Raw genomic sequence first — 23,932 nt, forward strand, 5'->3', positions numbered from 1 at the left:
TTTGAATCGATTACTAGTTGTAGATTTTGAGACGACGGGAAGCCATCCACGCCAAGGCGATAGCATCATTCAGATTGGTGCTGTCGCAATCGATGACGGGCAGATTACCGAGAGTTTTTCCACCCTGATTCATCCGGGCCAGGATATTCCACCGTTTATTACTCAATTAACAGGGATTACCAATGAAATGGTTGCAGATGCTCCTTCCTTGGAAGAAGTGTTTCCAGATTTCTTACGTTTATTGGACGGACGAGCATTTGTAGCACATAATGCAAGCTTTGATCTCCAATTTTTACAAGAAGCCCTGCTGAGCCAGGGCTATTATGCGTTTGACGGCTACGTGCTCGATACAGTGGAGCTATCCCGTGTTCTTTTGCCAATGCAAAATAGCTACAGACTCGGAGAACTGGCGTCTGAGCTGGAAATCGAGCACGATAATCCCCATCAAGCAGATAGTGATGCACTCGCAACGGCGCAGCTGTTTCTCCACTTGCTGGATATTTTAAAGAGACTGCCACTCGTGACGATCCAGCGCCTGCAGATGCTCGTTTCTTCGTTTCGCTCGGATATCGAGGTTCTTTTACGTCAGATCGAGATGGAAAAGCTCATAGAACTGCCAGAGCTGGATGGAATCACAACCGAAACGGATTCCTCAGACATGTGGGATATTTATCGCCAGTTGGCTCTACGGAAGCGCGAAGAAAAATTAACAGCGTCTCTAAAGCGTCCTCATGTCGATGCGACAGTGACTAAAGCGTTTGCCAACCAGCTCGAGGAGGTTTTGGGCGAAAACGGGTACATGCAGGCAAAAATGTCGGGATATCAACGTCGGGATGCTCAGGAAGCAATGATGCATGCCGTTTATGAGGCAATGGAGAATGGCGCCCATTTATTGGTAGAGGCAGGGACTGGTACGGGAAAATCATTAGCCTATCTCTTGCCGGGGATCATTTGGGCTCATTACAATCAGCAACAGCTGGTGGTCAGTACCAATACCATTCAATTGCAGGAACAGCTATTCCATAAGGAAATCGCTACCTTGCAGGAGTCGTTGCCGTTTTCGTTTACGGCTTCGACGCTAAAAGGCAGAGGAAACTACTTATGCTTGCGTAAATTTGAACAAGCCGTAGACGAACCTGTAGAAGGAAGCAGCCAAGAAATGCGCTTGGTCAAAGGACAGATGCTGACGTGGCTCACGCAAACCGTTACCGGTGACGTGGAAGAGCTAAGCATGCCTCCAAGTGGTCAACTGCTGTGGCAACAGGTAAAAAGTGATACGAGCTCTTGTTTGAATCGGGCTTGCCCGTGGTTTAGTCGCTGCTACTATTTCCAGGCGAAGGAACGGGCTCGCGATGTCGATGTCCTCATCGTCAATCACGCCCTATTCATCAGCGACTTGCAAGCGGAAAACAGAATCCTCCCTTCGTATGAAGTTGCTATCGTCGATGAGGCCCATCATTTGGAGGATGCAGCGACACAGCATTTAGGCAAGCAGTTTTCAACCACGCAGCTTCTTTTCTTGTTAGATCGTGCATCGGTTGAGGAGGGTGGGGCTATAGCCCGCTTCGCAGAAGAGCTGCAAAGCTGGATGCCTGCGGTACAAGAAGATGTCGCTGCCAAGCTTTTGGAGCTAAGAAAACAGTCCGCTGCCTTGCGAGAGAAAGCGCAGCAATGGACACAGCTCTTGTATGCATGGGCATCAGATCGTGCGGAGGAGACGACGGACGCTGGTCGTGAGACAGTACGATATCGGATCGAATCGTTTGTAGGTAAACACGAGAAGATACGCAAAGTAACCAAAAAGCTGATTGAAGGGATGACCGCATATGCAGCGGGCATCGAACAGCTTTTGCGAACGACTCCGCAAGAGGAAAAGCCTCCTTTTGCCGTACGCAGTCTACTGACAGATTTATTCGGTCTCATCAAAGACTGGCAGAACGCCGTGGAGCTGCTTCACTTCTTTTTACTTGAGCAGGATGCCGAGTATGTGTATTGGATGGAAGTAGAGTCCCGTACAGCTCGCAAGCAGGTTCATTTGTCAGCGGCACTCTTGAAGGTTGCCGACTCACTGGCAGAACCGCTTTTCGCACAAAAGCGGAGTCTGATTTTGACATCAGCCACTCTGACGGTCAAGAACAGCTTCTCCTACATCAAAAGCCAGTTTGGTCTCGACCAGCTTCCCGAGGAACGAGTGCGTACCTTGTCACTGCCATCGCCGTTTCATTATGAAGAGCAGGGGCTGCTGTTGATTCCATCTGATTTCCCTGCACCAGGCAAAGAGAGTGACCACACGTACTTGGAGGCGGTCATTCAAGGGTGCGTGGACGTCGTACTGGCTTCGAAAGGAAGGACGCTGATCCTGTTTACCTCACATTCGATGCTTCGACTTGTTTACCAAGCGATGAAAGAACGACTGGCAGATGCTCCAGAACCGTATACGTTATTCGGTCACGGGATTGATAGCAACAATCGGAGCAAGCTGGTGCGACTGTTCCGAAGCATGGAGAGAAGTGTGCTGCTTGGAACTAGCAGCTTCTGGGAAGGTGTCGATATCCAGGGGGAATGGCTGAGCAGTTTAGTTATTGTTCGCCTTCCGTTTGCTCCGCCGAATCATCCTGTCTATCAAGGAAGGGCAGAGCTTTTGAAGGCAGAAGGAAAAAACGCCTTTATGTCGTTGTCTCTTCCACAAGCCGTTCTGCAATTTAAGCAAGGGGTGGGGCGATTAATTCGCCATCACTTGGATAGAGGGGTCGTGATCGTTTTCGACACGCGTGTGGTTGAGTCCAGATATGGACGCTCATTCCTTCAATCTTTGCCGCCATTTCAAATCGAAAGCGGTCCATGGCCAACTCTGCGAGAGCGCATAGAGCCATTCCTTAGTATGCAATCCCTGTCAGATTCATAAAATGAAGCAATAGTCTCATAGGGATTAAGGTGATAAAATAAATGTTATGGAAAAAAGAGTGGCGTTGGTGGATAGTAGTTCTGAGTGTGTTTTTCCTTTGCGCATGCTCGATTGATAGCCATTTGTATTTGCAAGAAGCAGCAGTGAAGATAGATGACCCGTTTGAAACCGAGACAGAACAGGAATTTTCGGGTCTCATAATCACCTACTTCGCACTTCCACAAGGTGAGAGTACGCTTTTGAGAATGCCAGGCGGCAAAACGATGCTGATTGATACGGGTACGTCAGAAGATTGGCCCGTTCTTTCAGCGCGCTTGGCAGAGCTCAAGATTACACGGCTCGATTATGTGGTGTTGACGAACGACCAGCCGGAACATATGGGAGGCTACACTTCATTGAGCCAACAAGTGCTCATCGATGCTGTCATTTTGCCAAAGCTGATCGCACCATCCATTCGGCATGTCGTGCTGCTTCGCTCCAACCAAAAGCAGATGGAAGCAGAGCAAGGACAAGTACTCACTCTTGACCAAGAAATCTCCATGGAAGTATTGCTTCCGGATGAACCGTTATTTTTATCGCCTCAGAACAATTCTCTTGTTTTTCGATTGACGCACGGTCAACTGCGATTTTTGTTTATGAGTGCCGTGAATGAAAAAGCAGAGGAGCGACTGTTGGAACGGCAAAATGACAAACTGAAGGCGGAAGTGCTAAAGGTAGCCGGTCAAGGAAGCAATCAGGGATCTTCGCAACCGTTTCTGACGCAGGTCGATCCTCAGGTCGCCATTATTCAGACAGGCCGATCACGGGATCAAATGAAAGACGGTCAGACGGAGGTCATGGAGCGTTTGGGTGAGTCATGGGCCGAGACATACGTTACCAGCCACGACGGTTCCATTACCATTTTATCGAATGGAAAAGAATATCGGATTTTGAAGCAAAAGAATTAGGGGGGAAGACCGAACGTGGCAAAACACGAAAAGATTTCAGAAGCGGTCGTCCGTCGTTTGCCGATTTATCTGCGTTACCTCAGTTATTTGCAGCAAGTTGAGGTGACCACCGTTTCCTCCCAACAGATGGGCAAGAATCTTGATGTGAATCCTGCCCAAATCAGAAAAGATCTTGCAGCTTTTGGTGATTTTGGAAAAAAGGGAATCGGCTATGATGTCGATTATCTGGTGGAAAAAATACGTGAAATCCTGAAGCTAACGGATGAAATCCGTGTCGCTTTGGTCGGAGCTGGGCATTTGGGCCATGCCATCAGTAACTACAACGCTTATTTGAAAGATAACATGCGGATTGCGGCCATCTTTGACAATAATCCAGAGAAGCAGGGCAAAAAAGTCGCAGGTATACCGATTCAGCCTTTATCAGAGCTGGAAGAGACAATCGTTAAAAAGCAAATCAAGCTGGCGATTATTACGGTACCGGCCCCTGCAGCGCAATCCGTATGTGATCAGTTGACTCAAGCGGGTATCAAGGGGATCTTGAATTTTGCCCCTACGACGATTCGCGCAGGAAAGGATGTTCGCATTCACTATGCGGACGTGACGTCCAACCTGCAAAGCTTGGCCTACTACTTGACATAAGAATGGAGTGTATACTATGAAAAAGACGATCCTCATTCACGCAACAGTCATTACCGTTAACGATACGAATGAAGTCATTTACGATGGTGCCGTAGCATTCGAAGGCAACAAGATTACGTATGTGGGCCCAACTCCTGAGGACCTGTCGGAAGCGGGATACGATGAAGTTATCGATCAAAAAGGAGACTACATACTGCCTGGGTTAATCAACACGCATGGACATGCTGGTATGTCCCTCCTACGTGGTTATGCAGATGATTTGCCGTTACAACAATGGCTGGAAGACAAAATGTGGCCATTGGAGGCGCAATTCACGGGTGACACAGTAAAATGGGGTACCCAACTGTCGCTTATTGAGATGATTCGTACCGGAACTACCACGTTTGTGGATATGTATGACCATATGGATGTTGTGGCGAAGGAAGTCGATGCAGCTGGAATGCGTGCCCGCCTTTGCCGAGGAATGATCGGTCTGTGCTCTGAAGAAGAACGTCAAACAAAGCTGAAAGACGCGACACTTTTTGCAAAAGAATGGCATAATCAGGCAGACGGGCGTATTACCGTCATGATGGCACCGCATGCGCCGTATACCTGCTCGCCTGAATTTATTACCCAAATTATCGAAAAAGCCGATGAGTTGTCCTTGCCGCTTCATATCCATATGTCAGAAACCGCTTGGGAAGTCGGTCAAAACGAGAAGGACTACGGACTGCGTCCAGTCGCTCACTTGGAAAAGCTGGGTATGTTCAATCGTCCAACACTCGTCGCGCACGCTGTTCACCTAACGGATGAAGAAATCGACATTTTGGCAAAATACAACGTGAGAGTTTCTCATAATGTAGTCAGCAACTTGAAGCTGGCAAGCGGTGTTGCGCCTGTTCCGAAAATGTTGGCAAAAGGCGTAAGCGTATCGCTCGGTACAGACAGCTCTGCAAGCAACAACAATTTGAATCTGTTCGAAGAATTGAAGCTCGCTGCGATTTTGCACAAAGGTGTGAACAACGATCCAGTAGCAGTTCCAGCAGAGGAAGCGCTTCGCATGGCTACCCGTTATGGCGCAGAAGGGGTATTCCAAGAAGAAACGCTTGGAAGCATTGAAGTAGGCAAGCAAGCTGACTTGATCGTGATGGATAGCCATCAAGCCCATTTCCACCCGGCGCACCAACCGATTTCACACGTGGTGTACGCAGCAAATGGACGAGATGTGAAAGATACGATTGTAGCGGGTAAATTCTTGATGCGTAACCATAAGCTGTTGACCATTGATGAGGAGCGCGCGATTTACGAAGCGAACCGCGTATTCCAAACGTTAAAACGGTAAAAGGCTCCTGTCAGGTGGGGGACAGGAGTAAGGCAGTGCAGGTGTAGGTAGGGGAATTGGATACTACGACGTTCCGTTGTTCATTTTTGCCACAGCTTTTGTCAGGAGATGATGGCGAAAATGAAGAGTGGGTGTGTGCGACCATTGACGCAAGGGAGACGACAATCCTGCCCAGGAGACGCGGTATTCCTGTAACAGAAACCCAAGTATGTCAGGAGATGTAGTTTGTTGCGAAGATGTCACGCGCTCACCTCCTCGGGGTGTATGTGTAGTATGACCGCCCGACCTTAAGCTATGATTAGCAACTTTTCCGTGTCGTTCTAAAACCTTCCCGTATAGCATAGGCTAAAGACAAAAATGGGACAGGGGGGACGACATGTACATCCGGCCCAAATTGCTGTGGTGGCTCATTCCTATCCTACTCGGTCTATTTCTCCTGGGGATTGTATTGGGGACAGTAAGTCGATCAGCCAATACAGGCAGCACAGATCCTGCGTCTGCGGTCAGACAAACAACAGGAACGGGGCAGACGACAACGGTAGCGGAGCTTTTGGAGCAGATTACGCAGAACGAGGAACGCTCATTTCTGGTTTACATGAAGGATCAGACCTTACATGGGCGATTTCAAAATGAGCAATTTCAGCTCGCAGGAGAAATCGGTGGCCACCAGCTTGAAATAGCCAGAAAAGATGGGCAGCCAGTTTCGGTTCGAATTGATGGCCAGATAAAGGACCATGCTGCACTGCCGTATGCGCTGTTCACCCCGTATGAGCACGCAGTATTGCTCAAGGGAGTTATGCAATCCGTTCGTCCTGAACGCCTTGAAGATACTGCGGGGCAAGGATGGAGTGGATATCGGATTGCGGTTCCACCTGAGAAAGTCTCTTCGTTATTATCGATGTGGCTAGGTCCATCCTTCCCTATTCATGATTTGACTTCGAATGTAACGAACGGAATGAAAGTCAATTACCAACTATGGTACGAGTCAACTACGGGGCAGCTTCGTCAACTGGAGCTGGATTTGCAAATACAAACGGCAGTTGGAGTGAAGAGAGACCAGCTTCGATTCCGATTGTAATGTCAGCCACGTAAAGGAGTTACTTTGCTGTGTTAGTACGAATTATCCTATCAATCGTTGCCGTCATTTTACTTACGGGAGCTGGGTTCGCCTATCACCTGACGGCTTCTGTAGCAGGGGAACGCAATCAATTTGAGGAAACCGTTCGTCAGTGGATCCAGGATCGCACAACGATCACGGAGATTGAATCCATTGATGAATATCGAGGCAAGGAGAGCTACGCTGTCGTCATTGGGAAAAATAAGGCGGGGACACAAGTTGTAGCTTGGATGACTGATCAGAAAGTTAGCTTTGATCGAATGGATCTTGCTGTTCCAAAAAAGAATGTAGAAGAGGCAGTTTATAAGTCCTTCCCACAATCGGAGATCACTCATTTGGTTCCTGGTCTCGAAAACGATAAGAAATTTTGGGAAGTCACTGTAAAAGACAAAGACGGTCGTTATCACTACATTCACTATGATCTATTCACGGGCGCTCTGTTAACCTCATACGTGCTCGCTCCAACCTGAGACGCTTGCATACGACAGGCCTTTTCCTTATGGGAGAAGGCCTGTTTGGCATTCCATCCAACATCTGTATAAGAAATTGATATACTCATATGATATACTTTGGATGTTGCTTAGAGAGAAAACGAGAACGATATTTATGGGGGGAGTAGCCGTGCAGTTGAAAAAGAGCGCAATAGGATTATCTTTGGTGGCAACATTGGCACTCCTGTTCGGAGGATGGTTCTTGTACCAAAAGATGGAGATTGAGGAGCCAATCCGTGCAGAAATTGGCCAAATGCAGTCCGCAACATTGGGCAATTTGGAGATCAGCAAAGATAAAATTCAAATAGATGTAACTGTTACAAAACCAGACACATTTCCAGCAGAATATCGAAATCTGCTAACGGAAACACAAAAGATCGCAGGTGAAAAAGAAGTGGTCATTGACATCGACAATCAGTCGACAGCGATGGACGATATTTGGCAAAGCGGTCAATTTGTGTTTACCGAAGCAGTGGAGTTGCATGAATATAGCCGCATTCCAGCCCTCGTGGCACAATGGAAAAAAGGGAATCAACTCGACGAAGCATCTGCATCGATGGATGACGAAAACATTTATGTTTATTTGAAAAAAGGAACGGAGGATTTTTACACCATCATACCTCGTTCCATTGAAAAAGAGGTGAAGGCACGTGCGTAAGGAAGTACTGATCGGCGTCGTACCTGCACTGTTGATTTTTCTTGTTTTTCTAGGTGTAAACATTACCCCATTTTTGGTGTTCGGAGTCGTACTGGGTGCGCTTTACTTTCTGGTCATCCGTCAGCAAAATGGACAAGGCGGAAATGTCGCCCTCGGTGGGAAAAGAAAAATAAACAAGCATGAGCTGCCGAAATCGGACGTGCAGTTTGCCGATATCGGTGGACAGGAACGCGCCAAAAAAGAGCTGAAGGAATCGCTTGATTTTCTCGTGTATAAGGACAAAATTGAGCAGTACGGGATTCGTCCGATCAAAGGTGTTCTTTTGACAGGTCCTCCTGGTACGGGTAAGACACTGATGGCGAAAGCAGCAGCGAACTATACAAATTCTGCTTTTGTGGCGGCATCAGGTTCGCAGTTTGTAGAGATGTATGTCGGTGTCGGTGCACAACGCGTCCGTGAATTGTTTCAGGAAGCGAAGGCATTAGCAGAGAAAAATGGGCAAGACAGCGCGATTATTTTTATCGATGAGATCGATGTCGTCGGTGGAAAAAGGGATGGTCAACAGCAGCGGGAATACGATCAAACCTTGAATCAACTCTTGACGGAGATGGATGGTGTGGCTACGACCGACAAGCCGCGGGTTTTGGTCATGGCTGCTACGAACCGGAAGGACATGCTCGACGCAGCGCTGTTGCGACCTGGTCGTTTTGACCGTCATATTAGCGTTGATCTTCCAGACAAGCCAGCACGCGAGCAGATTTTGACCATTCACACGGCCAATAAACCGCTAGGCGAGGATGTCACACTGGAAAAAGTGGCACAGGAGACATTCGGATTTTCTGGCGCGCAGCTGGAAAGCGTAGCCAATGAAGCAGCTATTTATGCCATGCGTGACCGTCAGGAAAAAATCACTGCGAAGCATTTTGCCTATGCCGTAGACAAGGTTATGCTCGGGGAGAAGGTAGACCGTCAAGCATCAGAGGAAGAGAAGAAGCGTGTTGCTCTTCATGAATTGGGCCATGCCATTGTCAGTGAGAGCGTGCGACCAGGCTCTGTCTCGCAGGTCACGCTGAGTCCACGAGGCAAAGCATTAGGATACGTCCGACAAAATCCGATGGAAGACCGCTATCTGTATACCAAGGAAGCGATGGAGAAGCAAATCATGGTTAGCCTTGGAGGAGCCGTAGCGGAGGAAATCTACTACGGTGGGCGCAGCACTGGATCGAAGAATGACTTCGAGCAAGCGCTGGGAATGGCACAGGAAATTGTACAAAGCGGTATGTCCGATCTGGGGATTGTACATTTGCAATATGTGGATAAGAACCGGATTCATGACGAGGTTGAGCGTCTGCTGGAAGGATTGCTCGCAGAAACCCGCAATCTTTTGAGACAGTATGACTCCGTATTCCAAACAGGCTTGTATACATTGTTGGAAGCGGAAGTTCTGCAAGGCGATGAGTTCAGGGCGCTATTGTCACAAACGAAGGAAGAAGTTGCTGTATAAGTAAGATGAAGAACCTGTTAGCCAATGGAAGAGTTGGCGAAGCAGGTTTTTTTGTGTTAGCTGGCAACTTGAGCAAATCAGGATGAAACAATTTTGTAGACACGGTGCCAAATAGGGAAATGGTTGAATATCTTACAAAAGTGATACGGGAATGAAATCAGGAGGCAAGGAGACCCTATGGCCAATGTGAACCGGCGAAAAGCAAACAAAAGTCTGAGCAAAACCTTTAGGCAGACCATGCACGAGTTACCGCTCTCATATACATCATCACCCGATCGGGAGTGGATGGAAGACCTCGAATTAAATCTGCTTGAAAGTAATTTGGAGAGCAGTCACAGAATACCTCCCATTTCTGCTGCCACACCGAAAGAGCAACAACAACCGATTCCCAAAGTACCCAAGCAGGACCTATCCTCCAAACAGGACTCGCTTTCCAGACAGGATTTAACTCCCAGGCAGGATTCGACTTCCAAACAGGACTCGTCTTCCAGACAGGATTCACCTTCCAAACAAAACGTATCGTCTAAACAAAGCGTATCCTCTAAACAAAGCTCAACTACCAATCCAAACTTTTATTCGAAGGTCATCAAAGACCGAAATGATGATCGTGTCCAATCTTTTGTTTATACAGACGACTTGACAGATCAATCGGTGACAACAGAAAAAATTGCGAACCGTGCCATTGACGCGTCCAAGATTAAGCAAGGCGCCGTGGATAATTCGATTCTAAAGGATTATGCCGTGGATAGCAGCAAACTCGCGGACAAGAGCGTAACTTCCACCAAACTCGCACCGCATTCAGTACAGAGGGATCATTTGGGGCAGGGAATCGTAAGCGGCGAGCATTTGCAGGATTATTCGATTTCCGCACAAAAATTGATCAACCATAGCATTACATCCGAGAAGTTAGCCGATAAAACCATCGACTCGATGAAATTTGCCGACCACTCGATCCAAAGCAAGCATATTCAGGAGCAAGCGATCACGAATGAGTTGATCCAGGATCAATCGATTACCTCAGAAAAAATAAAGATGGGGACCATTCAGACAAGTAATCTCGCCAATTATGTGATCAACACCGTGAAGATTGAGGATGGAGCCGTCACGGGCGATAAATTACGCGATGGTGCAGTAACATCCACGAAGATAGACGAAGATGCAATTGAGTCTCAACATATTCGTGAAGGCTCCATTTACCATCATCATCTCACGGAAGAGCTGATAGATGGCAGTAATATTAGCGCTGGAAGCATCACGGATCATCACATTGCATTTCAGGCCATTTATAGCCAGCATTTACATCCAGAAGCGGTGACCAGTGATAAGGTAGGGCCATACGCGATATTAACCGAGCATTTGGACAACAACAGTGTCACGGCAGAAAAGCTCGCCAAAGAATCAATCGGCAGCACACATTTACAAGCTGGCAGTGTCCTATCGAGTCACTTGCAAGATGGGATGCTGACGGCTAAAAAAATTGGGGATCAGCAGATTACCACAGCCAAGATAGCTGATAAGGCTATTACTACCGACAAATTGGCGAACAGGAGTGTAGGAGAGCAACACTTGCTTGATGAGAGCGTGAGTTCACGACATCTGATTGACGGGACCATTCGCTCAGAAAAGCTGGCAAGAAGATCTATAGAAGAACAGCATTTAACTGACAGAATCATTGGGGGCAATCATCTACGCGAGTACATCATCCAGACCCAGCATCTGCATGACCACTTGGTAACCACCTCAAAATTGGCACCAGAATCTGTTTCCACAGACAAAATTTCAGATCTAAGCATTACGACAAGCAAACTTGGAGATGCCGTCATCACAGCGCCCAAAATAGCCAAAGATGCGATCAAGACACGCCATCTCGGCAGATCAGCCGTCACGGGGGAAAAGATTGCGGAAAAAGCAATTTCATCTGCACATCTCAACACTCACATCATTCAAGCTGACCATCTCCAGGGTAACTCCATTTCTAAGGAAAAAATACAGGACGGAAGTGTCACTCGAGAGAAAATAGCCGATCAGAGCATTGATGCGAGCAAGCTGGATAGCCATTCCGTTCATGGTGCTCATGTCATAAAAGGCAGCTTGGATGGAACTCATATTAAGGAAGGGACGCTCAAAGGAAATCATCTTGTTAGCAGGAGCATAACAGAACAGCATCTGCAAAACCGGATCATTACGCAGGAAAAACTGGCAGAGGACTCCGTGACCGGTTCTAAAATTGCGTCCAAAGCTGTCACTACCCATCACATTGCGGATCAGTCTATTGATGCTGAGAAATTATCCTTTCCGGTAATTGAGACGCATAATCATATAGGAGTAACCTTGCAACAATACGGTTTTGTCCCCTTCAGACTTTCTGCCGCAAGCAAGTCTACAGATGTGACCGTTCGATTGCCACAGCCTTATGCGGATACCCATTATTGTATGGTGGCGATGACAAACCAACCGGGCATTTATACGTCGCTCAAATATACGAAAAGGACTTCCGCGATCATCACAGTATTTCGCAATCAAGAGGGGCAGGAAGCGACAGGTGTGATTCACTGGATCGGGATTGGAGTAAAAGGAGTAGATGTTCCACACGAAATGTTGGAATGGTCAACAGAGAGGGGACAACTGGGGGCAGAAGAAGTCGAAGAAGATCACGACTTTGAAGAGGAAGACATGAATGATGAAGATACGGATGATGAGGACATGGAAGACCAAGATACGGATGATGAAGACGTGGAATATGAGGACATGGAAGACGAAGATACAGACGATGAAGATGAGGAAGATGAGGATATGGAAGACGAAGATACGGATGAGGAAGACATGGAAGATGAGTACAGGGACGAGGATGACATGGAGGATCACGACACGGATGAAGATGAGGAAGGCACAGATGAAAGTGATCTCGAACAAGATTATGAAAGTACTGAAGAATACGATAGCGATATCGAGAACGATAAATAATTCGGTAGGAAACAACAATGGGGCGAGTGGATGATTCAGGAGCAGGGAGGCCGATGCTGAGATCAGGTCTCCCAAATGCACATTTGTTTACATAATTAAATTGTGGTTAACATTATGTAGGGATACTTTCATTGAATTTGCAGGCCCCCAATAGTATAATTGTTTGGTATACTTAGTCTGTATTTGCGTGGCATGGTAAATGGAGGGAATCATTCAATGTTGACGACGATTGCCCGAATCGGGCAGCATGTTGGACAAGAAGTACGCCTAGGATGCTGGTTATACAATAAACGCAGCAGCGGCAAGATTCAATTTTTGCAGCTCCGCGACGGATCTGGCTTCATCCAAGGGGTAGTAGTCAAAGCAGAAGTAGCAGAAGAAGTGTGGGAGAATGCATCGCAGCTCACACAAGAAAGCTCACTTTACATAACCGGTGTAGTTCGTGCGGATGACCGTGCACCAAGCGGTTACGAACTGACAGTAACAGGTGTGGAAATTATTCAGATCGCCCAGGAATATCCGATTTCCTTGAAGGAACACGGTGTTGACTTCCTCATGGACCATCGCCACCTGTGGCTGCGTTCTCCACGTCAGCGTGCAGTCATGGCTGTGCGTTCCGAGGTGATTCGCGCCATGTATGAGTTCTTCCACGAGAACGGTTTCGTAAAAGTAGATCCACCAATTTTGACACCGACCTCTGCGGAAGGCACCACCAATCTGTTCCATACCAAATATTTTGATGAGGATGCGTATCTCTCGCAGTCCGGCCAGCTTTATATGGAAGCAGCCGCTATGGCGTTAGGTCGCGTTTACTCTTTCGGTCCAACTTTCCGCGCCGAAAAATCCAAGACACGTCGTCACTTGATCGAGTTCTGGATGATCGAGCCGGAGATGGCTTTCGTGGATCACGAAGAAAATCTGCGTATTCAAGAAGCGTTTGTTTCTCATGTGGTACAATCCGTATTGAAAAACTGTGAGCGCGAACTGAAAACGTTGGAGCGCGATACAACAAAACTGCAAAATGTAACGGGATCGTTCCCACGTATCTCTTATGATGATGCGATCAAACTCTTGCAGGAAAAAGGTAGCGAGATCAAATGGGGGGACGACTTCGGAGCACCGGATGAGACGATGATTGCGGACCACTTCGACAAGCCTGTTTTCATCACCCATTATCCTACCGAAATCAAGGCTTTCTACATGAAGCCTCACCCTGAACGTCCAGAGGTGGTTCTGTGCGCGGATATGATCGCACCGGAAGGCTACGGTGAAATCATCGGGGGTAGCCAGCGGATTGATGATCCAGAACTCTTGGAGAAACGTTTTGCTGAGCATGAGCTTTCGGAAGAGGCTTATCGCTGGTATATGGATCTGCGCAAATATGGTACAGTTCCTCACTCCGGCTTCGGTTTGGGTCTGGAGCGCACCGTTGCATGGATTTGCGGTCTGGATCATGTGCGTGAAACCATTCCATTCCCACGCATGCTGAATCGTCTCTACCCATAGAGTTTCTTTATCGATGAACGATCTACACCCTGTTGCGCGAGGGCAGCAGGGTGTTCCTATTGTTTGAAAGCGCGTTTTACGCACTCCCTTGTTATTCCAACCCAGAGGTGAATATGCGTTATGGACTCCCATATATTGCAACTGTTGCAAGAAGGAGCAACATCCGTCTCCAACCTTCTTTTAAAAATGTATAAGCGTATGTCATTGACTGATGACGAGATGATGCTACTGATTCATCTGCTGTCCTTTCAGCAGGAAGGGAATCGATTCCCGACCTTAACAGAGCTGGAGGAACGCATGTCCATGACGAGCAGGAGATTGATTCAATCTCTTCAAAAGCTATTAAAAGAAGATTGGATTACGATAGATGAGTTTATCGATCCACAAACGGGCATGCGTCATGAGCAATACAATTTGACCCCCTTGTACAAAAAGCTGTACCACACCTGGCGGGAGCAGCAAGTAGACCCGAGAAGCATGGACCCTTTTATGGAAGTGGCTGTTTCTCTGGATGCCGAACCTGTTGCCATTTACGCTCGTTTCGAGCAGGCATTTGGCCGCCCGCTAGCGCCGTTTGAATTGGAGAATATCCATATGTGGACCGAACAGGACGGCTATCAGGAAGAATTGATTTTGACCGCTTTGCGTGAGGCTGCAACCGTCGGTAAGCTCCACATCCGCTATATCGACAGGATCTTGCTCGAGTGGCAAAAGCAACAGATAACAACCGTAGAACAAGCGCGTCTTTACAGCTTGAACTTCCGTAGACAAGCAAATATGAGAGACCACGGGCAACCGCTTTGATTTCATCCAAATCAAGCGGTTTTTTCTATGTCACCGTACACGTACCCATTTTCCTTGGCTGTCATAACATATTACGTAGATGCAAGCTTCAGGAGGCGATAACTTGTGGAAAAACGGAAAAAATGGGATCTGTCTCATTGGGTGACACCAGGTGTGTTTTCAGGGAGTTATGTCGTAGATGAGGCAGTTCAACGTATTTCAATTGTAAAAGCCAATGAAAAGCAAGAAGAGGAAGTAACGGAAAACGTCCAGGAGTTGGTCGTAAATACAACAGCAGAGCAGCCAAAGGAACTGGTCTTGGAGCCTACCTTTGAAATTATTATGAGAGAGACAGACGAGGCTGTCGTGGAACAGGTTCACAAGTTTGAGCAAGAAGTGATGGAACTGAAAGAGGCGCTTGCGTCGTGGGAAGAAAGATGGGAGAAGCTTGAAGAAAACCATACCAAACAATTGCAATACTTGTATCAAGTAGTTCTTTCACTGAAAAAGGAGTGGGAGATCGAGCGAAATGAACATCGCAATTATTAGTCCGGGCCCCTTTTCAGTGCCACCGGTCAAAGGAAGCTCGGTCGAGCACGATATTGACGAGGTCACAAAGATGATTGAGCCTATGCATAACGTAACCATCTACACTCGTCAATGTGCAACCTATCCTACCTCATCCGTGGAAGAAAACCGGCAGTTCATTCGCGTCCCGTATCAAGGGCCAAAGCCTTATTTGCGCCGGATTATTAACCATATCAAGAAGAACAAGCCAGATGTCATCCTCGTGGAAAACAGACCAATCTATGTTCTCACATTAAAACGCCATTTTCCCAAGATCCCAATCTTTGTAAATATGCACTCTCACGTGTATGGATCACAGCCGACCATCAGCAAGGAAAATATGCGGCGCTCCGTTCGACTGGCAACAGGCTTTATTACGAACAGTGAATTTTTACGTCAACATTTTATTCGGACGTGCAAGATTCCTGCAAATAAAATTCATGCGGTTCACCTCGGGGTTGATGTCACGCCTTATCAGGTTGCAAAGATAGCAGTCAAAAAAATGCGTCAAGAACTCGGGTTGAAGCCAGATGATCGCGTCTTGTTTTATGCCGGAAGACTCATGCGCGGCAAAGGGGTACATGTGCTGATCAAAGCATTTCGCCGGGTGAGCAAACAAGACCCGAAAGCCAAACTCGTCATTGTCGGCGGTACGGGATACGGCAGTAATCGCTTGAATCCGTATGTTCGTGAGCTCAAGCGCCTTGCGAAGCCGTTGGGGGAAAAGGTGCGTTTCGTCAATTTCGTTCCATCCGCAAAAATGCCGCTTTACTACCAAATTGGGGATGTCGTGGCGACACCGTCTGTTTGGAAAGAAGCGTTTTGCCGTGTCAATTTAGAAGCAATGGCTTCCGGAAAGCCCGTCATTTCCACTCCACGCGGCGGCATTCGTGAAGTTGTTGCCCACGAGAAAAGTGGCTTTATCATCCCGCCAAAAGATTGGGAAAAAGGATTGCCCGCTGTCTGGGAACTGTTGTGGAGTTCACCTGCTGTCCGGAATGAAATGGGCAAACAGGCCCTCCAGCGAGCCAAGTTTTTCTCTTGGTATGCAACTGCGCAGGGCTATCTGAACATATTTGAATCAGTCGTTCCAACACGAAGTGAAGAGAAACAACAGCTTTTAAAAACAGGATAGTTCGAGTGGAAATGATATAGGTGGTTGCCTTTTCTTGTGTCATTGTGGACGTCTGCCCTGTCCAGCAATCCAGATACGCATACCTTATAAGTATCGCAGAGCACAACTGGGGAGTGATACTTGTGAAAGGGTTAATCTTGTGTGCTGGACGTGGGTCGCGACTGCACCCCTTTTCCTATTCGCAACCGAAAACCCTCCTCCCTGTGGCCAATCACCCGGTCTTACACTATTGCATTCGCAAACTGCGTGAAGTGGGCATTCAGGACATTGGCATCGTGATACATCCTTCTCAATCACAGATTCCTCCCATGGTGGGTGATGGTAGTCAATTCGGGGCTACCATTACGTTTATCAGGCAGGAGGTACGACTGGGAATTGCCCATGCAGTCCAGCTAGCGCAACCGTTTTTGCAAGACGAACCGTTTATCTTGCTACTAGGTGATAATTTATTGATGGATTCGCTTCACGGGCTTACCAAAGCGTTTGCGAAGGGGAAATCTGACGGTGTCGTGATGCTAAGTCAAGTGGAGAGACCACAGGATTATGGGATCGCAGAAGTACAAAAAGGACGACTAATCTCTGTAGAGGAGAAGCCACGTCAGCCAAAGAGCAACCTCGCTGTGATTGGCGCATACCTGTTTACGCCACCTATTTTTGAGTCAATTGCTACCCTACAGCCATCTCCCCGAGGCGAACTAGAAATAACGGATGCGATTCAATCGATGATTAATCGCGGATTCAAATTGGCTCACTCCGTTACCAACGGAAAATATTCGGATGTGGGAACTATTGATCGCTGGCTGGAGGCCAACCAGTGGATGCTTACGAGGGAGCTAGGCAATCAACATCAAATTGGCAAAGGAACGATTGTAAAAAATTCGAAGATTACGGGTCCCGTACTAATCGGTGAAGATTGTGTGATCGAAAATTGTCAAATCGGACCCTACGTCTCGATCCAAAATGGCGTAAGCTTGAAAAATTGCTCGTATCTCGAAAATAGTATCTTGCTGGAAAACTGCTCGTTGCATGACATTGCCTGGAAAATAACTAACAGCGTTTTCGGCCGCTCATCGATGATGACGGGTCAATCTTCTAACAGTACGGGAGTCTTCATTGTAAGCGACAAATCGTCCATTTGCATTCCGGCTGTAAAGAGGGAGGACGTATGAATCCGACCTTTACTGTAGTCATTCCGACATACAATCGCGCCAAGTTTATTCGCAAAGCCATCAAAAGCGTCTTGAATCAGACCTCAAAAGATTGGAAGCTGCTGATCATTGACGATGCGTCCACCGATCGCACCAGAAGTAAAATTGAAAAATATATGTACCACCCAAACATTATGTATCATCGAATGGAACAAAATTCTGGAATCGGCAAAGTCATGAATCAGGCATTGTCAATGGTGGATACCCCATATCTCGTACAACTCGACTCCGATGACTGGTTACCGAAACGAACGCTGGCCGTACTCAAAAAGTACATTCACAAAAGCAAGAAAAGCACAGCTCTCTTCTACGGAAACATGAACATCTGGAAAGTTAGGCGCGGAAAATATACCAAGTCTATTAAGGTGAAGCACAAGACATTTCATAACAAATACCAGTTTCTGAAATACAATCGCTGGATGGTTTCTCCACGTTGCTATCGTGTTGAAGCCCTACATCAAGTGGGTGGTTGGGATACCTCGGATCGATACGAGGGAAGGATTATGGAGGATCGGCGAATCATTTTGCGATTAATTGAAAAGTATCGGGTGAGGTACATCAACCAAACCCTTTACAACCGGACGAAGCATAAAGGTCAGCTCACGGATAGCAAGATGAAGTTTCGCCGTAATTATTTGCGGAAAAAAACATTCAAATTTTATCTGAAAAGGTGGGGCAAGAAGTACAAGGCCATCTATGGTTACAAGAACGGTTATTTAGTCATTAAAAGGCTCAAGAAAGTGAGGCGTCGGAGGCGATGAAGAAAGCTCTTGTCACCGGCTGTGCAGGTTTTATTGGGTCTCATTTGACGCAGCGATTGTTGAACGATGGCGTGACAGTCATCGGGATCGACGGATTCATCGATAACTACGATGTAGCTGCGAAACTGCGTAATCTGGCCGAAATAGGAAAGCACCCCGCCTTCACCTTCCACTCCACAACGCTTCAGACCGGGCGTTGGGACATTTGGCTCGAGAACGTCGATGCTGTTTTCCATCTCGCTGCCTTGCCAGGTGTGAGAAACAGCTGGGGAAAATCCTTTGCTGATTATGTTAGCCATAATATTTTGGCCACACAAGAATTGCTGGAGGCGTGTTTGCAAAGACCGAAGCCACCTGTCATCGTGGTCTCGTCTTCCTCTTCGGTATACGGAACGATGCAAGGGACAGTAACCAATGAAAATGCGCCTCTTCGCCCAGTTTCCCCCTATGGGGTGACCAAGGAAGCGATGGAGCAAATCTGCTCGGTTTATGTAAAAGCTTATGGACTCCCGGTTAGCATGCTTCGCTACTTTACGGTATATGGTCCCAGACAGCGTCCAGATATGGCTTTTCATCGTTTCTTTCGTCAAATGCTGAAAGGCGAGCAGGTCATCGTCTATGGTGATGGACAGCAATCACGAGACTTTACGTATGTAACAGACGCGGTAGAGGCGAACCTGCTCGCTGCACAGCATGCAGTTCCTGGTGACATTTTTAATGTGGGTGGAGATCGGGAAATCAAGCTCATCGATGTGCTGTCCATCATGGGCACGTTAATGAATCTGACTCCTCGCATTACGTATCAAAATGGGCCGGCAGGTGACTCCTTACGAACCTGTGCGGATATCCAATTTGCCCAACAACGCTTGGGATACAAACCAAAAGTGACGCTAGAAGAGGGCCTTCGCCATCAATTAGCAGAGATTCGTTCGCAATCAAAGGGGTAACACCCGTCATAAAGGAGGCCAGTTGCATGCATCGGGTCCTCGTTTATCGCAGAAAGTTTCTTCCCAAGAGTGAAACATTTATTTACGAGCAATTGCTTGGACATCAAGTGGTCAAACCCGTGGTGTTGACCCGACAGCGAGCCTTTAACCGAAAACAATTTCCTTATTCGCCGGTCTATGTGCGCAAGCATATGGCCGGCCTCTCCACTTGGCTGCGACAAAAGAAAATTAAATGCCTGCACGCCCGTTTTGGTCCTGCTGGATTAGAATTGCTTCCTTATGCACAAAAAAGCAAGCTCCCCCTGATCACTTCCTTTCACGGCTTTGATGCGACTAAACGCGTAAAAGAAAATCCAGTGTACAGAAGGTCCCTTATGCGTCTCTTTCGAAAGGGCCAGGCGTTTACAGTCGTCAGCAATCACATGAGAAAGCGCTTGATTCATCTGGGCTGTCCCCCGTCCAAAATTACCCTTATCCGCTCAGGAATTGATTTGCGCAAATTTCCCATGCTGCCGCCTCAACCCGTGGAAAATGGGGAGTACCGTTTACTTAGCGTAGGAAGACTGACTGAAAAAAAGGGGATGGATACGCTTATCAAGGCGTTTGCTCACGTGCATAAAAAACATCCCAAGGCAAAGCTGATCATCGTCGGTGATGGAGAAGAAAAAAAGAAGCTCAAACGACTGATCAAGAAAAACAGGTTAGGCACACAAGTCGTGCTCAAAGGAGCTCTGCCACATCGTGAAGTCCAGCGTGAACTGGCCAAGTGCCATTTGTTCATCATCGCATGCAAGACCGCGAGAAATGGCAATCAAGAGGGGATTCCCAATGTCATCATGGAAGCGATGGCTAGTGGACGCCCTGTCATTTCCACCTATCACGCGGGGATTCCGGAGCTGGTCGAAAACAAAGTGACGGGATATCTGGTGCCGGAGAAATCACCTACTGCGCTTGGGAAAATGATAAACCGAGTACTATCAGAAAGTCACGAGTGGGCACAGATCACGGCGGAGGCTCGACAGAAAGTAGAAAAAAACCATGATATCCATAAGCAACGGATGAAGCTAGAAGAGCTCTATTTGCGTGTGTCAAAAAAATGATGAGGTGAAGGAATGAAAGTTGCCGTTATTGGGACCGGCTACGTAGGTTTGACAACTGCTGTTTCCCTTGCCATGAACGGTCATCAGGTGACTGGTATTGACCTCGTTGCATCCAAAGTAGAAAAATTGCGCCAAGGGATTTCGCCGATTTACGAGCCGGGCTTAGATGAGGCATTGAAAAAAGTATTGGATGATGGCGCGCTCACTTTTTATACGGATCTGACAGAGGCGAAGGATGCAGAAATTTTTTTCATTTGTGTAGGGACACCTGAAGCAGCAGACGGCACAGCCGATTTAACCTATTTACTCGGGGCAGTTTCTGACATTGAAAAGGTACATTCGCTCGCACCGCAAGAACGCATCGTGGTAATCAAGAGTACCGTACCAGTCGGAACAGGGGAAAAAGTAGCGGGGATGCTGGCTGGCTGCCAAGGGATATCTGTTGCATCCAACCCGGAGTTTTTACGGGAAGGGAGTGCATTGTTGGACGCATTGGAGCCTTCGAGAATTGTCATTGGCGTAGATAATTCACAGGCAGCGGATCGCATGGAGGAACTGTACAACCGTGTGAAGGCACCGCGAGTAGTCACGACCAGAGCAAACGCGGAGCTGATCAAATACGCTTCAAATGCATTTTTGGCCACCCGAATCTCCTTCATGAATGAGCTAGCACGGTTAAGTACTGCGCTGGGGACGGATATCGTGACGATCTCGAGAGGAATGGGAATGGACAGCCGAATCGGTCCGCAATTTTTACGGGCCGGAGTAGGCTATGGCGGCTCCTGTTTTCCGAAGGATACGATTGCGCTATTGCAGCTAGCAGCTGAGCACAATATTCAATTAAGCATTTTGGATAAAGTGCGAGAGGTGAATAATACGCAGCCTGCCTGGTTTTTGGAGCAGTTGTGCTTGCAACTCCCTGATCTGAAAGGGAAACAAATTGCCGTTCTGGGGTTGACATTTAAACCGGATACGGATGACATCCGCGAAGCGCCATCGCTCAAATTGATAGAAGCACTTCTGCAAAAAGGTGCTTCGGTGAAGGCGTTCGATCCGATTGGAGCATCTGGTGTCAGTAAGCAGTTTCCACAGATCACGTATTCGCAATCTGCGACAGAAGCATGCGAAGGAGCACACGCCGCATTATTGGTCACAGAATGGGAACAGTGTGTCCAACTGGATTGGAAACAGGTTCACCAAAGCATGGAGCTGCCGATCTTGGTAGACGGTCGAAATGCCTGGCCGAACCAGGAGGTAAAGGAAGCAGGCTTTCATTATATCGGAGTAGGAAGAAGCTGACTTTTCCATTTCGGGAAAGCTCAGCTTTTTTTCTGTGGAAAACATGAAAGCGTCTGATTGATTTGAACCTGTAGGCATAATACGATAGGATACACATATGGATGATTTGACCATTTCATCTTACATGAATAACGAGGGAGTGATCACGGTGAATAAAAGCAAAACACTGCCGAAACGCAGTGACGTCCCCGCTGAATACAAATGGCGTCTTGAGGACATGTATCCCACGGATAATGATTGGGAAGCGGACGTTCAAAAAGTAAAACAGCTCACAGAAAAAATCGCAGCAATGAAAGGCTCTCTGGCTACTTCCGGTAAACAGTTGCTGGCCGTGTTGACTCTGCAAGATGAATTGTTGAAGACGCTTGACCAAGTGTACGTCTATGCACGTATGCGTCGTGACGAAGACAATGCGAATAGCAAGTATCAAGGGCTAACCGACAGAGCGACCAGCCTGAGCACGCAAGTATACGGTTCCATTTCGTACATACAGCCGGAGATTTTGGCGATTCCGACGGAAGACTTGCAAACGTGGATCAAAGAAGTTGAGGGTCTTGAGCACTACCGCATTTTGTTGGAAGAGATTACTCGCTTCAAGCCACATACGCTATCCGCCGAGGAAGAAGCATTGCTGGCAAACATGAGTGAGCTTGCGTCCTCGCCTTCTAAAATTTTTGGGATGCTCAACAACGCTGACATGAAATTTCCGATGATCACGGATGAAAACGGCGAGGAAGTCGAGCTGACCAAGGGACGCTATACGCAGTTCATGGAAAGCAAAGACCGACGCGTGCGCAAAGAAGCATTCGAAGCGTTGTACAGTACGTATGGCAAGTTCCGCAATACGATCGCAGCCTCGCTGACATCTGCCATCAAAGGGGATGTTTTCTACGCGCGGACGAGAAAATATCCGTCTGCCCTGTACGCAGCCTTGTTTGCCGACAATGTGGAGCTCCCTGTGTACGATAACCTGATTGCAACAATCCACGAGCATCTTCCGCTTATGCACCGTTACATTGCCTTGCGCAAAAAATTATTGGGTGTAGATGAATTGCACATGTACGATTTGTACGTGCCGATAGTACCTGAGACGGACATGAAAATCCCGTATGACCAAGCTGTCTCAACGATCAAAGAAGCACTTCATCCACTGGGTGAGGAGTACGGTCGCATTTTGGAAGAGGGCTTTACCAACGGTTGGATCGATGTGCATGAAAACGAAGGGAAGACAAGCGGAGCTTACTCATGGGGCGCTTATACGTCGCATCCGTTTGTCCTCATGAACTATCAGGACAACGTCAATAACATGTTTACGCTCGCGCATGAGATGGGGCATGCTTTGCATAGCTACTATTCCAATCACGCACAGCCTTACACGTATGCTGATTACAAGATTTTCGTAGCAGAAGTAGCCTCCACATTGAACGAAGCACTTCTGATGAATCATTTGCTCGAGACGACGACAGACAAGAAACAACGTATGTACCTGATCAATCACTATCTGGAGCAGTTCCGTGGCACCGTATTCCGTCAAACCATGTTTGCTGAGTTTGAGAAAATTGTGCACGCAAAAGAAGAGCAGGGAGAGCCGCTCACAGCCGAATCTCTCAGTACGATTTACCGTGAGCTCAATGTTGCCTATCACGGTCCAGATATGGTCGTAGACAGCGAAGTTGATTTGGAATGGGCACGGATACCTCATTTCTATCGCGGATTCTATGTGTATAAGTACGCGACTGGCTTCTCGGCCGCGACGTCTCTTTCGAAGCAGATTTTGGAGGAAGGTCAGCCAGCCGTGGATCGTTATTTACAGTTCCTCAAGGGCGGCAGCTCGGATTATCCGCTCAATCTGCTAAAGGGCGCAGGCGTAGATATGACGTCGCCAACACCGATTGCAGAAGCATTGAGTGTCTTCAAGGAATTGCTCGAAGAACTGGAACAGCTGGTCGAACAATAAAATGGATCAAATCCTAAGGCAGTTCAGGTCTATGACTTGACTGCTTTTTTTTGTAAATTTTTCTTCAAGATCGTCCAATAAAAGGTAACTTTCCCAGTTATCTTACGTATCTATTTATGCGCT

At 47.5% G+C, this 23,932-nt stretch carries 20 protein-coding genes; 19 read left to right on the plus strand and 1 reads right to left on the minus strand.

Annotated features, from left to right (window positions below):
• Nucleotide 1: 1 nt before the first annotated feature.
• Genes dinG through M3630_RS09235 form a run of 4 tightly spaced genes read left to right on the plus strand, consistent with a single transcriptional unit; the run spans nucleotide 2 to nucleotide 5,812 of the window.
• Nucleotides 2-2,905 carry an ATP-dependent DNA helicase DinG gene (gene dinG / locus M3630_RS09220; RefSeq protein ID WP_251251882.1) on the plus strand — a complete coding sequence of 968 codons (2,904 nt, stop codon included), beginning with the start codon at nucleotides 2-4 and terminating at the stop codon, nucleotides 2,903-2,905.
• Nucleotides 2,906-2,946: 41 nt separating this feature from the next.
• Complete coding sequence (locus tag M3630_RS09225; protein ID WP_251251883.1) at nucleotides 2,947-3,852, plus strand: ComEC/Rec2 family competence protein; 906 nt, start codon at nucleotides 2,947-2,949, stop codon at nucleotides 3,850-3,852.
• Nucleotides 3,853-3,867: 15 nt separating this feature from the next.
• Nucleotides 3,868-4,491 (plus strand): redox-sensing transcriptional repressor Rex, encoded by a 624-nt coding sequence (locus M3630_RS09230; RefSeq protein ID WP_251251884.1) that lies wholly within the window; start codon nucleotides 3,868-3,870, stop codon nucleotides 4,489-4,491.
• 16 nt (nucleotides 4,492-4,507) lie between these two features.
• On the plus strand, nucleotides 4,508-5,812 hold the full coding sequence (locus M3630_RS09235; RefSeq protein ID WP_173603902.1) for an amidohydrolase: 1,305 nt from the start codon (nucleotides 4,508-4,510) through the stop codon (nucleotides 5,810-5,812).
• 63 nt (nucleotides 5,813-5,875) lie between these two features.
• On the opposite strand, the gene M3630_RS09240 is transcribed toward M3630_RS09235, so the two are convergent.
• Nucleotides 5,876-6,055, minus strand: a complete 180-nt coding sequence (locus M3630_RS09240; RefSeq protein WP_133257456.1) for a hypothetical protein — start codon at nucleotides 6,053-6,055, stop codon at nucleotides 5,876-5,878.
• 133 nt (nucleotides 6,056-6,188) lie between these two features.
• On the opposite strand from M3630_RS09240, the gene M3630_RS09245 reads away from it, so the two are divergent.
• The 15 genes from M3630_RS09245 (at nucleotide 6,189) to pepF (ending at nucleotide 23,809) form a co-directional block, all read left to right on the plus strand.
• A complete protein-coding gene (locus M3630_RS09245) occupies nucleotides 6,189-6,890 on the plus strand; it encodes a hypothetical protein (RefSeq protein ID WP_251251885.1) in 702 nt (233 codons plus the stop codon).
• 29 nt (nucleotides 6,891-6,919) lie between these two features.
• Nucleotides 6,920-7,399, plus strand: a complete 480-nt coding sequence (locus M3630_RS09250) for a cell wall elongation regulator TseB-like domain-containing protein (protein WP_251251886.1) — start codon at nucleotides 6,920-6,922, stop codon at nucleotides 7,397-7,399.
• Between the two features lie 151 nt (nucleotides 7,400-7,550).
• Complete coding sequence (locus M3630_RS09255; RefSeq protein ID WP_173609474.1) at nucleotides 7,551-8,078, plus strand: hypothetical protein; 528 nt, start codon at nucleotides 7,551-7,553, stop codon at nucleotides 8,076-8,078.
• Nucleotides 8,071-9,582 (plus strand): AAA family ATPase, encoded by a 1,512-nt coding sequence (locus M3630_RS09260; protein WP_173609473.1) that lies wholly within the window; start codon nucleotides 8,071-8,073, stop codon nucleotides 9,580-9,582. The genes M3630_RS09255 and M3630_RS09260 overlap by 8 nt, the downstream gene beginning before the upstream one ends.
• 177 nt (nucleotides 9,583-9,759) lie before the next feature.
• Nucleotides 9,760-12,546: a WIAG-tail domain gene (locus M3630_RS09265; protein WP_251251887.1), complete on the plus strand. Its 2,787-nt coding sequence runs from the start codon at nucleotides 9,760-9,762 to the stop codon at nucleotides 12,544-12,546.
• A 216-nt stretch (nucleotides 12,547-12,762) separates the two neighbouring features.
• Nucleotides 12,763-14,052, plus strand: a complete 1,290-nt coding sequence (gene asnS, locus M3630_RS09270; protein ID WP_221867089.1) for an asparagine--tRNA ligase — start codon at nucleotides 12,763-12,765, stop codon at nucleotides 14,050-14,052.
• A 120-nt stretch (nucleotides 14,053-14,172) separates the two neighbouring features.
• On the plus strand, nucleotides 14,173-14,856 hold the full coding sequence (locus M3630_RS09275) for a DnaD domain-containing protein (protein ID WP_173609470.1): 684 nt from the start codon (nucleotides 14,173-14,175) through the stop codon (nucleotides 14,854-14,856).
• Nucleotides 14,857-14,961: 105 nt separating this feature from the next.
• Nucleotides 14,962-15,384: a hypothetical protein gene (locus M3630_RS09280; protein WP_251251888.1), complete on the plus strand. Its 423-nt coding sequence runs from the start codon at nucleotides 14,962-14,964 to the stop codon at nucleotides 15,382-15,384.
• Nucleotides 15,365-16,537 carry a glycosyltransferase family 4 protein gene (locus tag M3630_RS09285; RefSeq protein ID WP_232773199.1) on the plus strand — a complete coding sequence of 391 codons (1,173 nt, stop codon included), beginning with the start codon at nucleotides 15,365-15,367 and terminating at the stop codon, nucleotides 16,535-16,537. Before M3630_RS09280 ends, M3630_RS09285 begins: the two co-directional genes overlap by 20 nt.
• A gap of 122 nt (nucleotides 16,538-16,659) precedes the next feature.
• Nucleotides 16,660-17,706, plus strand: a complete 1,047-nt coding sequence (locus tag M3630_RS09290; RefSeq protein ID WP_173609467.1) for a glucose-1-phosphate thymidylyltransferase — start codon at nucleotides 16,660-16,662, stop codon at nucleotides 17,704-17,706.
• Nucleotides 17,703-18,506 (plus strand): glycosyltransferase family 2 protein, encoded by an 804-nt coding sequence (locus M3630_RS09295; protein ID WP_251251889.1) that lies wholly within the window; start codon nucleotides 17,703-17,705, stop codon nucleotides 18,504-18,506. The genes M3630_RS09290 and M3630_RS09295 overlap by 4 nt, the downstream gene beginning before the upstream one ends.
• A complete protein-coding gene (locus M3630_RS09300; RefSeq protein ID WP_173609465.1) occupies nucleotides 18,503-19,453 on the plus strand; it encodes an NAD-dependent epimerase/dehydratase family protein in 951 nt (316 codons plus the stop codon). Before M3630_RS09295 ends, M3630_RS09300 begins: the two co-directional genes overlap by 4 nt.
• Nucleotides 19,454-19,479: 26 nt before the next feature.
• Entirely contained in the window at nucleotides 19,480-20,553 is a 1,074-nt protein-coding gene (locus tag M3630_RS09305) for a glycosyltransferase (RefSeq protein WP_251251890.1), read from the plus strand.
• Nucleotides 20,554-20,565: 12 nt separating this feature from the next.
• Entirely contained in the window at nucleotides 20,566-21,852 is a 1,287-nt protein-coding gene (locus M3630_RS09310; protein ID WP_251251891.1) for a UDP-glucose dehydrogenase family protein, read from the plus strand.
• Between the two features lie 97 nt (nucleotides 21,853-21,949).
• Nucleotides 21,950-23,809 (plus strand): oligoendopeptidase F, encoded by a 1,860-nt coding sequence (pepF, locus tag M3630_RS09315; RefSeq protein ID WP_251251892.1) that lies wholly within the window; start codon nucleotides 21,950-21,952, stop codon nucleotides 23,807-23,809.
• The last annotated feature ends 123 nt before the right edge of the window (nucleotides 23,810-23,932 follow it).

Source organism: Brevibacillus sp. MER 51, from assembly GCF_023714195.1.
Taxonomy (GTDB): domain Bacteria; phylum Bacillota; class Bacilli; order Brevibacillales; family Brevibacillaceae; genus Brevibacillus.

Coding starts and splice junctions, on each gene's coding strand:
- M3630_RS09225 (WP_251251883.1), top strand. CDS start 2,947: ATGTTATGGAAAAAAGAGTGGCGTTGGTGGATAGTAGTTCTGAGTGTG.
- M3630_RS09235 (WP_173603902.1), top strand. CDS start 4,508: ATGAAAAAGACGATCCTCATTCACGCAACAGTCATTACCGTTAACGAT.
- M3630_RS09245 (WP_251251885.1), top strand. CDS start 6,189: ATGTACATCCGGCCCAAATTGCTGTGGTGGCTCATTCCTATCCTACTC.
- M3630_RS09265 (WP_251251887.1), top strand. CDS start 9,760: ATGGCCAATGTGAACCGGCGAAAAGCAAACAAAAGTCTGAGCAAAACC.
- asnS (WP_221867089.1), top strand. CDS start 12,763: ATGTTGACGACGATTGCCCGAATCGGGCAGCATGTTGGACAAGAAGTA.
- M3630_RS09275 (WP_173609470.1), top strand. CDS start 14,173: ATGGACTCCCATATATTGCAACTGTTGCAAGAAGGAGCAACATCCGTC.
- M3630_RS09285 (WP_232773199.1), top strand. CDS start 15,365: ATGAACATCGCAATTATTAGTCCGGGCCCCTTTTCAGTGCCACCGGTC.
- M3630_RS09295 (WP_251251889.1), top strand. CDS start 17,703: ATGAATCCGACCTTTACTGTAGTCATTCCGACATACAATCGCGCCAAG.
- M3630_RS09300 (WP_173609465.1), top strand. CDS start 18,503: ATGAAGAAAGCTCTTGTCACCGGCTGTGCAGGTTTTATTGGGTCTCAT.
- M3630_RS09305 (WP_251251890.1), top strand. CDS start 19,480: ATGCATCGGGTCCTCGTTTATCGCAGAAAGTTTCTTCCCAAGAGTGAA.
- M3630_RS09310 (WP_251251891.1), top strand. CDS start 20,566: ATGAAAGTTGCCGTTATTGGGACCGGCTACGTAGGTTTGACAACTGCT.
- pepF (WP_251251892.1), top strand. CDS start 21,950: ATGGATGATTTGACCATTTCATCTTACATGAATAACGAGGGAGTGATC.